Here is a 13,776-nt window from a genome sequence, read left to right as displayed (position 1 = left end):
TGGAAAAGTAGATGCGGTTTCTATCCATCGTTTCAATTATAGAGTTCTGTCTCTATGACACCGACTAATGTAGGTGCTCTGCCGCGTTACCTTCTTTGGGGCTCAGTTGCCATAGCAGTAATGCTATTAGCAGCCGTTGCTACGCATTTTTTATACAAAAACCAACGAGATAGTGAACATCGCCTAGCTTCCTTAGAAAAGGAGTTTATGGACAAAGGGCGAGAGCATCTGATCACTGAGATTGATGGTGCAAAAGACTATATCCAGTATATGGTGGCTCAGGCAGAAGCCATTCTGAAGCAAAAATCTCGTGAAGAAGTCCTTAAAGCGCATACCATCGCGCAAACCATCTACGATCGTGAATCTCCGCTAAGACCAGAAACGGAAGTTAAAGCGCTTATTCGAGAGAGTTTGCGTGATCTACGTTTTTTTAATGGTCGTGGTTATATCTTTATCGACGACGACCAAGGTATCTGCATTCTATTGCCGACTTCCCCCGGAGTTGAGGGGCAGTCTCTGTATGATAATCAGGACGATACCGGGCATTTCATCATGCGTGGTTTGTTGGATGCGGTTGAGAATCCTGAAAAGGAAGGGTTCTCTCGATATCGTTGGTATCCACCGCACGACCAAACTCAGATGACTGAAAAGATCGCGTTTGTGAAAGCGTTTGAGCCCTATCGCTGGATTATTGGTGCGGGCGATTATCTTTACCAAATAGAGAATGATCTGAAAGAACAGGCGTTAAAGCGTTTGGAGACGATCCGTTTCGGCGAAAATGGCTATTTGGCTGTGTTTGATACAGAGGGCAATCTGCTCTCGACTGCGGGTGTCAGCTCTCTGACAGGGGACAACCCCAACACCAAAATAAGTAAGAAAGAGCGCAAGGTGCTCGATCTTATCTATGAAACGGCTAAAAGCGGTGGTGGTTTCATCGAATATGAGTGGTATTACCCTAACGGCGAAGGACCACATCCCAAAATATCGTTAGTAGAAACTGTGCCGGATTTAGGCTGGGTCTTGGTTGGTGGTTTCTATCCTGATGATATTAAAAAATTGATGCAAAAGCAGAAAGAGATGGTTGAAAAGACCATGCGTGAGGATCGTGCTCAGATCTATGCATTTCTGTTTTTAGCAACCTGTGCCACCCTATCGCTGACGTTTGTTTTTTCTGGTTGGTTGAACCGTCAATTTGGTAAATATCAGAGCGAGATTGAAAATAAACAAAATGCTCTTCTTTTAGCTTCACGAGTGTTCGATAACGCCAGTGAAGGCATTATGGTAACGGATGCTGATTGCCGTCTGCTAGCTGTGAATGATGCCTTTGTCGAAATCACAGGGTATTCCGCTGATGAGGTGGTGGGGCGAAACCCGCGCTTGCTGCAATCGGGCCAGCACAGTGCTGATTTCTACAAGGATATGTGGGATGAAATTAATGCCAAAGGTGCTTGGGGTGGTGATATTTGGAACCGCCGTAAGAATGGCGAAATTTTCCCGCAATGGCTCTCTATTCGTGCATCGCACAATGAACAAGGTGAAGTTCAGAATTATATCGCTGCCATTACTGACCTGACGGAGCGTAAAGAAGTAGAAGATAAACTACGTTATCTATCTGACTACGATTCTTTGACCAACCTGCCTAATCGACGTCTGCTTGGCTATAAGGTTGATCAAACCATCTCCCTTAGTTGTAGGGCGACCAAGCAGCGCTTTGCGCTTCTGTATATCGACTTAGATAACTTCAAAAATATCAATGACAGTCTTGGTCACCGCTTTGGTGATGAGATTCTGCAGATGGTCGCTGAGCGCATCCAGCATGAGGTACGTGAAGAAGATACAGTGAGCCGCTTAGGTGGCGATGAGTTCAGTGTTCTTTTGCCTAATTTGAAGCATTTAGAGCAGGCCGCTAACTTATGTGAGCGTATTATTCACCGAGTCTCTGAACCGTTGCAAAGTGATAGTCATTTGATGATTACACCAAGTATCGGTATCTCAGTTTTCCCTGATGATGGTGATGATTTCGATCAGTTGCTGCGTAACGCTGATGCCGCTGTGCACTTTGCTAAGAATCAGGGGCGCAATAACTATCAGTTCTACACTGCTGAAATGAATCGACGTGCTTCAGAGCGTCTGCAGGTTGAGATTGCACTGCGTAAGGCGATTGAGCATCAAGAGTTTGAGCTTTATTACCAACCGCAAGTGAACCTATCCGATGGATCTTTAGCAGGTTGCGAGGCGTTGATTCGTTGGCAGCATCCAAATCTTGGTTTGGTGCCACCGAATAACTTTATTCCTCTGGCTGAAGAAACCGGCTTGATCCTGCCAATCGGGGGATGGGTGTTACAGCAGGCTTGTCAGCAAGCGGCTGAGTGGGGTAAACAATCTGATCAGCCGTTTACCATGTCTGTGAACGTTTCTGTCCGTCAATTTAGACCTGAATTGGTGGAAGAAGTGAAGGAAGCATTAATGCAGTCGGGGATTGAGTCTGCTTCATTGGTGCTAGAAATCACAGAAAGTACTTTGATGCATGATCAGGATAAAACTTTGCAGTTGTTACACGACCTCAAAGCGCTAGGTGTACAGCTGTCATTGGATGATTTCGGTACGGGATACTCCAGTATGGCGTATCTGAAACGTTTTAATCTAGATCAGCTGAAGATTGACCGTGCCTTTATTGATGATCTGCCAGGTAACCCTGATGATGCTGCAATTAGTGCTGCAATTATCGATGTGGCGAGTCACTTTGGCTTGATTACAGTTGCGGAAGGTATTGAAACAGCCGAGCAGGCTGAGTTCCTCGCTCAGGCAGGCTGTATGGAAGGGCAAGGTTACTACTACGAGAAGCCGATCCCTGCCGATGCAGTAACTGAGCGTTATTTTAGTTAGAAATTAGGTCGTGTTAAACCGCTTCTTTGGGCTGCTGCATAGAGCGGTTTACAACATTTTCACGTAAAGGAAAGTGGTTGTTTTTACGATCGGCAAAGTAATAAGTTAGTGCCTTCTTGATGGTTGGGAAGGCAAGCTCATCCCAAGGGATCTCTTCTTCACTAAACAGTTCAACTTCCAATGATTCTGAACTGATCGAATACTCCGGTTTGTCCATATAAGCTAGATAGAGCATCTGTACCTGATTTACATGCACGATCGAAGTGATTGTATAGAGGTGACTAATCTTAACTTCAGCATTTGCCTCTTCACGAGTCTCTCTCATAGCGCCTTCTAAAGTGGACTCATTGTTCTCCATAAAACCAGCAGGCAAGGTCCAAAAGCCTTTGCGAGGCTCAATGGCACGTCTGCACAGTAGGACTTTATCTTGGTAGATCGGCACGCAACCGGTAATGACCTTTGGGTTTGAGTAATGGATAGTGTTGCAGTTGTTACAGATATGCCTAGGAAGGTGATCCCCTTCAGGAACGCTGAAAGTAAGTGTGCCGGCGCAGTTTGGGCAGTAGTTCATTCAATTAACCTAGGTTAGTCCGTCTATCTAAAGGCAAGAAATGCATGAGTAGCCTAGATTATCACCATGAGGTTAAAAAGCGAGAGCCAAGTTTCTCTTGGCTGTTCACTCAATAGCTCTGTTACTATTAAGCTATAAAATAATTTTTAATCTAAGCAGAGCTTCATTTTTAAAAGATACGCTTATGCTCACAATTATCCGCGAGCGCTTAGTGGGGTTTGAACCACGCAGCTTGCCAGACACATCGCCTAAAGCCAGTGTTTTGATCGCTTTGACCGATCATGACGATCCTCATGTTGTGTTGACCAAACGCTCGGCAACCCTGTCATCTCATAGTGGCGAAATAGCATTCCCAGGCGGTAAATATGATGATACTGATACGGATCTGCTTTTTACCGCCTTGCGTGAGGCTGAAGAAGAGATTGGTTTAGCGCCTGAGCATGTTGATGTAATTGGGCAATTGGGGCAGGTGAGATCTAAACATGGCTTGCAGGTGACCCCCTGGGTAGGCGTGATTCCGTCAGATATTGAATTTACTGCAAATTCCGCTGAACTCGATGAGATATTTACTGTGCCGTTGAGTTTTTTTCTTGCGGATAATCGTTATGCAACGGATGAGATACGTTTTAAAAATCAAAGTATCTATGTTCCAGCATGGGAGTTTAATGGTCATATAATTTGGGGTTTAACTGCCTACGTGTTGGCAGAGTTATTAAATGAAGGCTGTGGGGCTAACATTCCAATGAAGCCTCGGCCCGAACATAAGGTTCGTCATTTCACCAGTGGGTCTTGAGGGGGACTATGTTGTATTCGTTAGGTGAGCAAGCTGTTTCGTTAGTGGGTGAAGAGCACTTTGTTGCGGATAACGCGACTGTTATCGGCAATGTAGAGCTGCATGATCGTGCTTCTATCTGGTTTAACGTTGTTATCCGTGGCGATAACGATCCGATAGTTATTGGCGAAGGAAGTAATATTCAGGATGGTTCGGTGTTGCATACCGATAGTGGCTTCCCGATGAGCATAGGATGTGATGTGACTGTTGGGCATATGGCGATGCTTCATGGCTGTGAAGTGGGTGATGGCTCGCTTATCGGTATCGGTGCCGTTATCTTAAACGGAGCCAAAATTGGTAAAGGTTGCTTGATCGGTGCTAAAACATTGGTACCGGAGGGGATGGAAATACCGGATAACTCGCTTGTAGTGGGCTCGCCTGCTGTTATCAAACGTACGTTGAGTGACGAGCAGGTGGAAGGCATTCGGCAGAATGCGCTTCACTACGTCGAAAATATGCGTCGATTTAAGAAAGAATTAACCGTTCAGAAGTAGAAGTATGACCGAGCAAGAGAACAAACCTGTGCCAAACCCTTGTGTAGGTGTTTGTGCGCTTGATGAAAATGACTTATGTATCGCCTGTCAGCGAAGTGGTATCGAGATTGCTGAATGGGGTGTTTATTCAAATGACGAAAAGCGCGCTGTTTGGGAAAAGATTAAGTTGCGTGAGCAAGGTCAGTTGCCGGAGTAATTCCACATGAAGGTTATGATTGATATCTGCATCGTCCCTTTAGGTGTCGGTGTCTCAGTATCTGAATATGTGGCGGCTTGCCAGAAGGTTTTTGACGAGGCAGGTCTAAGTCACCAGATGCATGCGTATGGCACTAATGTGGAAGGTGACTGGGATGAGGTGATGTTGGCGGTGAAACAATGTCATGAAGTTGTACATGAGATGGGCGCGCCGAGAATAACGACTTCAATGCGCTTAGGTACGCGTACAGATAGAGAGCAAACGATGCAGGATAAGGTTGATAGCGTTCAATCCAAACTTAGTTAGACGCTCGGATAAATGACTCCCTTTAGTAAAACAGTTACCAAGGGAGTCGGTCTTCTGAACTCTATTCTTCTACCGGTTTAGGTAGGGCGATAATGCGAGCGGTTTTAATCACATTGTCGCTGACTTGTAGTGTTTCTATGCGGTAGTGTTCCAACTGCAGGCAAACGTTAGCATCAGGAATTGATTCCAATGTTTCTGTAATCAGGCCGTTCATAGTTTTCGGGCCATCAGTTGGTAGTTCCCAATCCAGAGCTTTGTTTACATCACGGATATAAGCCGTGCCATCAACAAAGTAGCTTCCGTCTTCCTGTAAAAAGATATCTTGATCTGCTTCTTTGTTGTTCGACGACAATTCACCCACAATCTCTTCTAGGATGTCTTCCAGCGTCACAATGCCTTGTACGTCACCATACTCATCAACAACCATACCGATACGGCGGTTTTGAGATTGGAAATGCAGTAGTTGCGTCTGCAAAGGGGTGCTTTCCGGAATAAAGTAAGGCTCTCTGATTACTTGAAGGATCGCCGCCTTAGTTACTGTGCCACTGTGGAAAACCTGCGCTAGGTTGCGCATGTGCAGTAGGCCAACAACCTTGTTCAGCTCACCTTGATAGACTGGTAGGCGAGTATGCTCGGTACGGCTTAACTGCGCGATAATCGTATCAAGGTCATCATCTAGATCGATGCCCAGCACCTCGTTACGTGGCACCATGACATCATTAACAGTTACTTCTGATAGTTCTAAAACACCAAGTAGCATGTTCTGGTTGTTTTGCGGAAGTAGTGCGCCTGCCTCGTGTACCAGCGTGCGCAGCTCTTCAGTGCTGAGGTGATGATTGTTATCACCGGTTACATTTACACCAAAAAGCTTAAGGAAGTTGTTAGTAATACCGTTGATGATCCATACAAGCGGATAGATCAGTTTTAATAGCGGCGCCAGAACTAAAGAAGCAGGAAAAGCTATCTTCTCAGGATGAATTGCAGCCATCGTCTTTGGAGATACTTCTGCAAAGATAAGGATCAATACAGTCAAGCCAAAGGTGGCAACCATAATACCGGCGTCACCCCATAGGCGAACACAGATGACAGTGGCAATAGCCGAAGCAAGGATGTTTACAAAGTTGTTGCCGATCAGAATAACGCCAATCAGACGGTCTGGTCGTGCAAGGAGTTTGCTGACGCGAATAGCGGCGCTGTGCTTTTTCTTAACTAAGTGTTTTAGGCGATATCGGTTGAGCGACATCATGCCTGTTTCGGAACTAGAGAAAAAAGCGGAACAGAGAATCAGGAAGCCAAGGACTCCCAAAAGAAAACTTATCGATGCGTCTTCCAAGACGGTATGCCTATATTAGTAATGGAGGGATATTTTTAAATGTGGCTCTTAGAGTGTCAAGCCATACTCTCGAATAATGCGTGCTTTTATCTGGATATCAGATAAACCATTCCATTACGGCTTTACTGCCAAAGAAACCGATCGCCAGAATCACAAAGCTTGTGATCGTCCAGCGGATGGCTGCATTGATTCTCCAGCCAAAGCTATTTCGGCCAAATAACAAGATGGCATAGAGTCCCCAAGCGATCAGGGAAAGTACAGTTTTATGCACTAGATGCTGAGCAAAGAGGTCTTCAAAGAATATAAATCCAGTGATGAGTGCTGCAGTAAGTAGTGTTAATCCTGTCCAAAGCATCTCAAACAATAGACGTTCCATTGTTTGTAATGGTGGTAGTGAGGACACTAATCCGCGCGTGTGGTGATGCTTAAGTGCTGAAACTTGGCGTGAAAGCAAAATAGCTTGGATCGTAGCTATAGTGAAAATACTGTAAGCCAAGATAGACAACAGAATATGGAGGATTAATCCTGCATCGTAGGCTTTGCCATCGCCTACGCCTGCCACCCAAGTAGCTAATACCGTCATGGCTGCCATTGGGAATACGGCAATAAATAGGTTGTCTATGCTCTGGCGTAAGCTGCTGAGTAATACTAAACCCGCTACCAGCCAAGAAATCAGTGAACCAACACTAAATAGGCTGAGGTTAATACCGCCCGGTTGGTGTAAAACTAAAAAAATCGCAGCTGTGTGCGCTACCAGCCCCGCAAGACCTAAGAACTGATTGATAGAGCGAGATTGTTTGCGATCTCCGCGCATTATTTGCCATTGTAAAAAACCTGCGGTTGAGTAAAGCAGAACGGCAATTAATGTAGAAATGGATAACATCTTCGTCTCTTCTGTCCAGTGTTCCTGGAGAACAGTGTTTACAGGGTGGAGTGTAAATCGAGCCTTAGTTTGTCACAGATAGAAGAAGGATAAAAGAAGAGGGGCTGCTAAGGATGCTTGGAGTGCGTTATAATACTGCGATTATTAATCCAAGTTTATCGATTTCCTCTATTTAATGGGCCTTTAAAGGCTGTCTGTGAAGAGGAAGTGTGGGGCAGGACATGTTTGAGAATTTAACAGAACGACTTACGCATACGCTACGTTCAGTCACGGGTCAGGCGAAACTGACAGAAGACAATATTAAGGGCACATTGCGTGAAGTGCGTATGGCGCTGCTTGAAGCAGACGTGGCGCTGCCTGTTGTTAAAGAGTTCGTAAACAGCGTTAAAGAGCGCGCGGTAGGTACCGAAGTAACTAAGAGTCTGACGCCGGGTCAGGTCTTCGTGAAGATCGTCAATGAAGAGATGGTCAAGGTTATGGGTGAGGCTAATGAGCAGCTGAACCTAGCAGCTAAGCCTCCTGCTGTTGTGATGATGGCGGGTCTTCAAGGTGCAGGTAAAACTACCTCTGTCGCTAAACTTGGTCGCCACCTGCGTGAGCGTGAAAAGAAAAAGGTTTTGGTTGTTTCTGCTGACGTCTATCGTCCAGCCGCGATCAAACAGCTAGAAACCCTCGCGGGTGAAGTACAGGTTGATTTCTTCCCATCAACGGCTGAACAAGATCCAGTTGATATCGCGAATGCTGCAATTGCCCATGCACGTATCCAGCACCATGATGTTGTTCTTCTTGATACTGCAGGTCGTTTGCACGTCGATGAGGATATGATGGGTGAAATTAAACGTTTGCATGAAGCGGTTAATCCTATCGAAACTCTGTTCGTTGTCGATGCGATGACAGGTCAGGATGCTGCTAATACTGCCAAAGCGTTTAATGAAGTATTGCCGCTGACCGGTGTGGTTCTGACTAAAACGGATGGTGATGCCCGTGGTGGTGCGGCACTTTCTGTTCGTCAGATCACCGGTAAGCCAATTAAGTTCTTGGGTGTAGGTGAAAAAGTTGACGCTTTAGAGCCATTCCATCCGGATCGTATCGCTTCCCGTATCTTAGGTATGGGTGACGTTCTTTCTCTTATCGAAGAAGCTGAGCAGAAGATCGATAAGCAGAAAGCAGAGAAATTCGCTAAGAAGATCAAAAAAGGTAAAGGTTTTGATCTAGAAGATTTCCGTGAACAGATCTCTCAGATGAAGAATATGGGCGGAATGATGGGCATGTTGGATAAACTGCCGGGTATGGGGCAGTTGGCGCAAGCGGCTGATGCTGCAAATGCCGAGAAAGGCATGCACCAGATGGAAGCGATCATTAATTCTATGACGCCGATGGAGCGTCGTAAGCCTGATATCATTTCTGGTTCCCGCAAAAAGCGTATTGCGATGGGTTCGGGTACGCAGGTGCAAGATGTTAACCGCCTGCTTAAACAGCATAAACAGATGTCGAAAATGATGAAAAAGTTCAGCGGCAAAGGCGGTATGGCGAAAATGATGCGTGGTATGAAAGGTATGCTTCCACCAGGAATGGGCGGTGGCCCAGGTGGTATGGGCGGCATGGGTGGTCCTGGCGGCTTCCCGCGTATGTAATAATTGCGCATTTATTAAACGAAATGGCTTTATTAGGGCTGCAAATTCGCGTAGAATTGCCGCCCTGATTTTTCCGGTCCGATCTGCGTTAAAACCAGATTGGTTCATCAAACAGTGGGCGATATCAAAACCCACTCAATAAAAGGGTCTAACGCATGGTAATAATTCGTTTGTCTCGTGGTGGCGCTAAGAAGCGTCCTTTCTATCACATCTCAGTAGCGGACTCGCGTAATGCGCGTGACAGCCGTTTTATTGAGCGTGTTGGTTTCTTTAACCCAACTGCACGTGGTCAAGAAGAAGGTCTTCGTATCGATCTTGATCGTGTTGAATACTGGCAGAGCAAAGGCGCACAGCTTTCTGAGCGCGTAGCTAAGTTAGTAAAAGAAGCTAAAGCAGCTAAGTAATTTTTAGGTTTTTGATCAGGATTGAAAATGAGCAGTAATCCAAATAATGAACAACTCATTGTCGGAAAAATTACTGCAGTCTATGGGATCAAAGGTTGGGTAAAAGTTTACTCGCATACTGATCCAATGGAGAATGTTTTCAATTACAAGCCGTGGCTATTAAAAATTGGTGGTGTATTAAAGCCTGTAGAGGTTGAAGCCAGCAAGCGTCATGGTAAAGGTCTGATTGCAAAACTGGCCGGTGTTGATGATCGCGACGTCGCCGCTAAATATTGTGGTTTAGATATTGCGGTTGAAGCAAGCCAGCTTCCAGTTTTGGAAGAGGGTGAGTACTACTGGAGCCAGTTACAAAACCTATTAGTTTATACCGAGTCTGACCAATTGTTAGGCAAGGTGATCCGCCTGATGGAAACCGGTGCAAATGATGTATTGGTTGTGAAAGGTACAGCAGACAGCATTGATCAAAAAGAGCGTCTGTTGCCTTATCTTCCTGATCAGGTGATTAAAAAGATTGACTTGGAAACAGGTGCTATGTGGGTCGATTGGGACCCAGAGTTCTGAACCATGTGGTTCGGGGTGGTGACACTCTTTCCTGAAATGTTTGATGCAATTCGTTGCTACGGCGTAACAGGTAAAGCGGTGAAAAATGGTTTGATACAGATGCAGTGTTGGAGTCCTAGAGACTTTGCACACGATAAGCATAAAACTGTAGATGACCGACCTTATGGTGGTGGCCCGGGAATGTTGATGAAAGTTCAGCCTCTTAGGGATGCTATCCATGCAGCCAAAGCTGCTGCGGGTGGAGAAGCTAAAGTAATTTATCTCTCACCGCAGGGCCGTCGCATGGATCATAAGGGTGTACAGGAACTGGCTTCGCGTGAGAGGTTGATTCTGGTAGCAGGGCGTTATGAAGGTATTGATGAACGCCTGATAGAAACTGAAATTGATGAAGAGTGGTCGTTAGGGGATTTTGTCCTCAGTGGTGGTGAATTGCCAGCCATGACTATGATTGATGCAGTTTCACGTTTAGTGCCTGGGGTCTTAGGGCATCAGGATTCAGCTACAGAAGATTCGTTTCATGATGGATTGCTAGACTGTCCTCACTATACTCGACCAGAACAGTTCGACGATATGCAAGTGCCTGAAGTGTTGTTGAGTGGCAACCATAAAGAGATCAGACGTTGGCGTCTGAAGCAGCAATTAGGAAGAACCTGGCAACGCCGGCCTGATTTGCTAGAAGATCTTGAGTTGGACGCTGAACAAAAGTCATTGTTAACCGATTTTATCCGGGAGACCCAAGGGTCCGAAGGTTGAATGTTTAGGAGCAAGCGATGAGCGGCAAGAACCTAATTATTCAGCAGCTTGAAGCTGAACAAATGAACAAAGAAGTACCAGAATTCGCACCAGGTGATACTGTTGTAGTTCAGGTAAAAGTAGTTGAAGGTAACCGTACACGTCTACAGGCGTTCGAAGGCGTAGTGCTGGGCAAACGTAACCGTGGTGTGAACTCTGCTTTCACTGTACGTAAGATCTCTCACGGTGTGGGCGTTGAGCGTACTTTCCAGACTTTCAGCACTACTGTAGATAGCATTGAAGTTAAACGTCGTGGTGATGTTCGCCAGGCTAAACTTTACTACCTACGTGAGCGTAGCGGTAAGTCTGCACGTATCAAAGAGAAGTTGGGTTAATTCATCTTCCTCTCTTAAAAAAAGCGGCTTTATGCCGCTTTTTTTGTTTTTGTTTTTTGGTTATTCGTTGAGAAGCGTCAAGCGAATAGATAAAGGGTTGGACAGATTCGCCAATTCCCACCCATAATAACAACTATCATTAGGGTTCCGTGCATATAGGGAGAGCTTTCGGGGCTAAGGTTTATGCAAGTTAACGTGATTAAAAAAATTGCCGCTGTGCTATTGGTGATTCTTGCACCGATTGCGCTTTTCGCCGCTGTGTACGGTTTTGTTTGGTGGAAGGTCTCTACTGCAGCGGAAAGCTTCGCAAAGGACATCGCTCCTTTTGCAAAAATGACCTATCAAGATATTCATATCGACCTTGTAGAAGCTCAAGTGGGTCTTAAAGGTATCTCATTTGTCCCAACAGGTTCTGAGGGTGAAATAGGGGTTCAATCTGCTGTGCTGAAGGCGCCGTCATGGGGCTTTGTGCTCGATTTAGAGGAAAAACTCTCTAAGGGAGAGTTGCCTGATGCATTTAATGTCGATCTCAAGGGCCTCAATATCAACCTGAATAGCGGCTATATGCAGGATTGGGGACGGATTGCCCTAGAGGCGCAACGCGAAGCTGGTCAAAGCTATGACGCCCTAGCTTGCGGAGGTTTGGAATTTATAGGTCTGCCAGAGATTCGCAAAATGGGCTATGGCAATCTTAATTCTGATGTCTCCTTCCAATACCATTTTGATCCTCTCGATAAAGAGCTGAATTTTGATCTGCAAAGTAGGACTAAACAGGTCGCAAATATGAGCATGTCGTTGGTTCTGAAAGTCGCGAGTGAAACATTAAATATGCAGTCAATCGTGTTTGCTCAGCCGCAGCTTAAGCATATCGAGGCGCGATATTTCGATCGTGGTTATAACAAAAAGCGTAATAAATTCTGTGCGAATTTAAATAAAGAACCGGTTAAGAGCTATCGTGAACGTTATAAGGGATTGCTTTCAAAGCGTTTGGCTTATGAAGGTTGGAAAATTCCTGATGAGTTGTTTAATGCGTTTGAAGGTCTAAATAATCCAGGAAGCTCTTTATACCTGCGTGTGGATGTACCTAAGGGATTTGGTCTACAGTCTATGGCGATGATTCAAACACCAAGCGATTTGGTGCGCGAGTTAAACCCTTACGTCGAGTTTAGTAAAAAGTATGTTGCTTTAGATGGGCTGGAATGGTCAGAGCCGGACCCAGAAGGGGAGCGCCTGCTTCGAGAGTTGATGCAAAGCCAAGAGCCGCCTGAGCTTGTTCTGGGTGAAGAGATCGAAAAGGTTGTCGAGCCCGAAGAAAAGCCTAAAGCTCCTATATATCAACGACCTAAACCGGAAAAAGCCGTAGAGAAGTCATTCAAAAAAATTGAAGTTGAAAAGTTAGGTGGCCATATAGGGAAACCAGTGATTCTTTACACCTATTTTGGAAGGAAAGTAGAGGGGCGTTTGGTTGCTGTGACAGATGCAGTGGTTACTGTAGAACATCGTTTGGTAAGTGGGCGCGGAACTGCGACTTACCCTGTGGCTTACGATAAAATTCAAAGTGCGCAGTTATATCATTAGTACGTTAGTCTGACGTTTGGAGTATAAGTGGTAGCAAAACGTGAGGCTGAGACTGTGCATCCCAAGGATGCGCAGTTAATTGATACCTATCTAGATGCGATTTGGATGGAGAAGGGGTTAAGTGATAATACCTTAGCGTCTTACCGACGTGATCTAACTCAGTTTGCCATTTGGCTACGTCCCAATGCAGTTCGTTTACTTACCTGTACAAAGGCCGATATACAGGCTTACCTTGGGTGGCGAGTAAAAGAACGGTTAAGGCCGAGCTCAACTTCCAGAATGTTATCCTGCTTGCGAGGCTTGTACCGATATCTCCTTCGAGAAGGGGAGATAGAGGAAGACCCTGTGCTATTAATTCAAAGCCCGAAAAAAGGTCGTAGTCTGCCAAAAACCTTAACTGAGACCGATGTCGAAGCTTTGCTAGAGGCGCCAGAGCTAAATGATCCAGTGCAGTTTAGAGATCGCGCGATGCTGGAGGTTCTATATGCAACTGGATTGCGTGTTTCTGAATTGGTCTCTCTGAAAGTCCATGAAATGAATCTTAATCAGGGGGTGATTCGCGTCATGGGTAAAGGCGGTAAAGAGCGCCTTGTGCCCTTAGGTGATGAGGCTATTAGTTGGGTGAAGCGCTACGATGCACAAGTACGCCCTCTTTTAATGGGTGAAGAGGTTGGTGATGTAGTGTTTCCAAGTAGACGTGGTCAGCAGATGACGCGGCAAACTTTTTGGCATCGAGTCAAACGCCATGCCTTAACCGCAGGTATTGATAAACCATTATCACCACACGTTTTGAGACACGCTTTTGCAACTCATTTAATCAATCATGGTGCTGATCTACGTGTAGTTCAGATGTTGTTGGGCCACAGTGATCTATCAACCACGCAGATCTATACCCATGTAGCACAGCAGCGACTGCAATCCTTACATCAACAGCATCACCCTCGAGGTTAATCTGCTAGACTGTGGAACTT

15 protein-coding genes are annotated in these 13,776 nt (G+C 45.6%); 12 read left to right on the top strand and 3 right to left on the bottom strand.

Annotated features, from left to right (window positions below):
- Window positions 1-54 precede the first annotated feature (54 nt).
- Complete coding sequence (locus ACMXYW_RS14780) at window positions 55-2,886, top strand: cache domain-containing protein (RefSeq protein ID WP_415904552.1); 2,832 nt, start codon at window positions 55-57, stop codon at window positions 2,884-2,886.
- A gap of 13 nt (window positions 2,887-2,899) precedes the next feature.
- Here ACMXYW_RS14780 and ACMXYW_RS14775 read toward each other — a convergent pair whose 3' ends face one another.
- Window positions 2,900-3,457, bottom strand: a complete 558-nt coding sequence (locus ACMXYW_RS14775; RefSeq protein ID WP_415904551.1) for an NUDIX hydrolase — start codon at window positions 3,455-3,457, stop codon at window positions 2,900-2,902.
- A 184-nt stretch (window positions 3,458-3,641) separates the two neighbouring features.
- Between ACMXYW_RS14775 and ACMXYW_RS14770 the strand changes: the two genes are divergently transcribed.
- From ACMXYW_RS14770 to ACMXYW_RS14755, 4 genes are read left to right on the top strand one after another with little or no spacing between them, the layout of a single operon-like run.
- Entirely contained in the window at window positions 3,642-4,250 is a 609-nt protein-coding gene (locus tag ACMXYW_RS14770; protein WP_415904550.1) for a CoA pyrophosphatase, read from the top strand.
- Window positions 4,251-4,258: 8 nt separating this feature from the next.
- On the top strand, window positions 4,259-4,783 hold the full coding sequence (locus tag ACMXYW_RS14765; RefSeq protein ID WP_415904549.1) for a gamma carbonic anhydrase family protein: 525 nt from the start codon (window positions 4,259-4,261) through the stop codon (window positions 4,781-4,783).
- 4 nt (window positions 4,784-4,787) lie between these two features.
- Window positions 4,788-4,979, top strand: coding sequence for a DUF1289 domain-containing protein (locus ACMXYW_RS14760; protein WP_415885970.1), 192 nt, complete (start codon window positions 4,788-4,790; stop codon window positions 4,977-4,979).
- Window positions 4,980-4,985: 6 nt separating this feature from the next.
- Entirely contained in the window at window positions 4,986-5,285 is a 300-nt protein-coding gene (locus ACMXYW_RS14755) for an MTH1187 family thiamine-binding protein (protein ID WP_415899348.1), read from the top strand.
- Window positions 5,286-5,346: 61 nt separating this feature from the next.
- Here ACMXYW_RS14755 and ACMXYW_RS14750 read toward each other — a convergent pair whose 3' ends face one another.
- The gene (locus ACMXYW_RS14750) at window positions 5,347-6,618 is read right to left on the bottom strand and encodes an HlyC/CorC family transporter (protein WP_415904548.1); all 1,272 of its coding nucleotides are present in this window, start codon (window positions 6,616-6,618) and stop codon (window positions 5,347-5,349) included.
- A 97-nt stretch (window positions 6,619-6,715) separates the two neighbouring features.
- Complete coding sequence (locus tag ACMXYW_RS14745) at window positions 6,716-7,501, bottom strand: inner membrane protein YpjD (protein ID WP_415904547.1); 786 nt, start codon at window positions 7,499-7,501, stop codon at window positions 6,716-6,718.
- 221 nt (window positions 7,502-7,722) lie between these two features.
- Between ACMXYW_RS14745 and ffh the strand changes: the two genes are divergently transcribed.
- From ffh to xerD, 7 genes are all read left to right on the top strand, one after another.
- Entirely contained in the window at window positions 7,723-9,135 is a 1,413-nt protein-coding gene (gene ffh / locus ACMXYW_RS14740) for a signal recognition particle protein (protein WP_415899346.1), read from the top strand.
- Window positions 9,136-9,290: 155 nt separating this feature from the next.
- Window positions 9,291-9,539 (top strand): 30S ribosomal protein S16, encoded by a 249-nt coding sequence (rpsP, locus tag ACMXYW_RS14735; protein ID WP_415882555.1) that lies wholly within the window; start codon window positions 9,291-9,293, stop codon window positions 9,537-9,539.
- A gap of 27 nt (window positions 9,540-9,566) precedes the next feature.
- Entirely contained in the window at window positions 9,567-10,100 is a 534-nt protein-coding gene (rimM, locus tag ACMXYW_RS14730) for a ribosome maturation factor RimM (protein WP_415899345.1), read from the top strand.
- Between the two features lie 3 nt (window positions 10,101-10,103).
- Window positions 10,104-10,853 carry a tRNA (guanosine(37)-N1)-methyltransferase TrmD gene (trmD, locus tag ACMXYW_RS14725; protein WP_415904546.1) on the top strand — a complete coding sequence of 250 codons (750 nt, stop codon included), beginning with the start codon at window positions 10,104-10,106 and terminating at the stop codon, window positions 10,851-10,853.
- 17 nt (window positions 10,854-10,870) lie between these two features.
- Complete coding sequence (gene rplS / locus ACMXYW_RS14720; RefSeq protein ID WP_415882552.1) at window positions 10,871-11,227, top strand: 50S ribosomal protein L19; 357 nt, start codon at window positions 10,871-10,873, stop codon at window positions 11,225-11,227.
- Window positions 11,228-11,410: 183 nt separating this feature from the next.
- The gene (locus ACMXYW_RS14715; protein WP_415904545.1) at window positions 11,411-12,805 is read left to right on the top strand and encodes a hypothetical protein; all 1,395 of its coding nucleotides are present in this window, start codon (window positions 11,411-11,413) and stop codon (window positions 12,803-12,805) included.
- A gap of 105 nt (window positions 12,806-12,910) precedes the next feature.
- On the top strand, window positions 12,911-13,756 hold the full coding sequence (gene xerD, locus ACMXYW_RS14710; protein WP_415901135.1) for a site-specific tyrosine recombinase XerD: 846 nt from the start codon (window positions 12,911-12,913) through the stop codon (window positions 13,754-13,756).
- Window positions 13,757-13,776 lie beyond the last annotated feature (20 nt).

It is taken from the genome of Neptuniibacter sp. QD48_55 (assembly GCF_047778115.1).
Lineage (GTDB): Bacteria > Pseudomonadota > Gammaproteobacteria > Pseudomonadales > Balneatricaceae > Neptuniibacter.
This window is presented reverse-complemented; position numbering and strand designations above follow the sequence as displayed.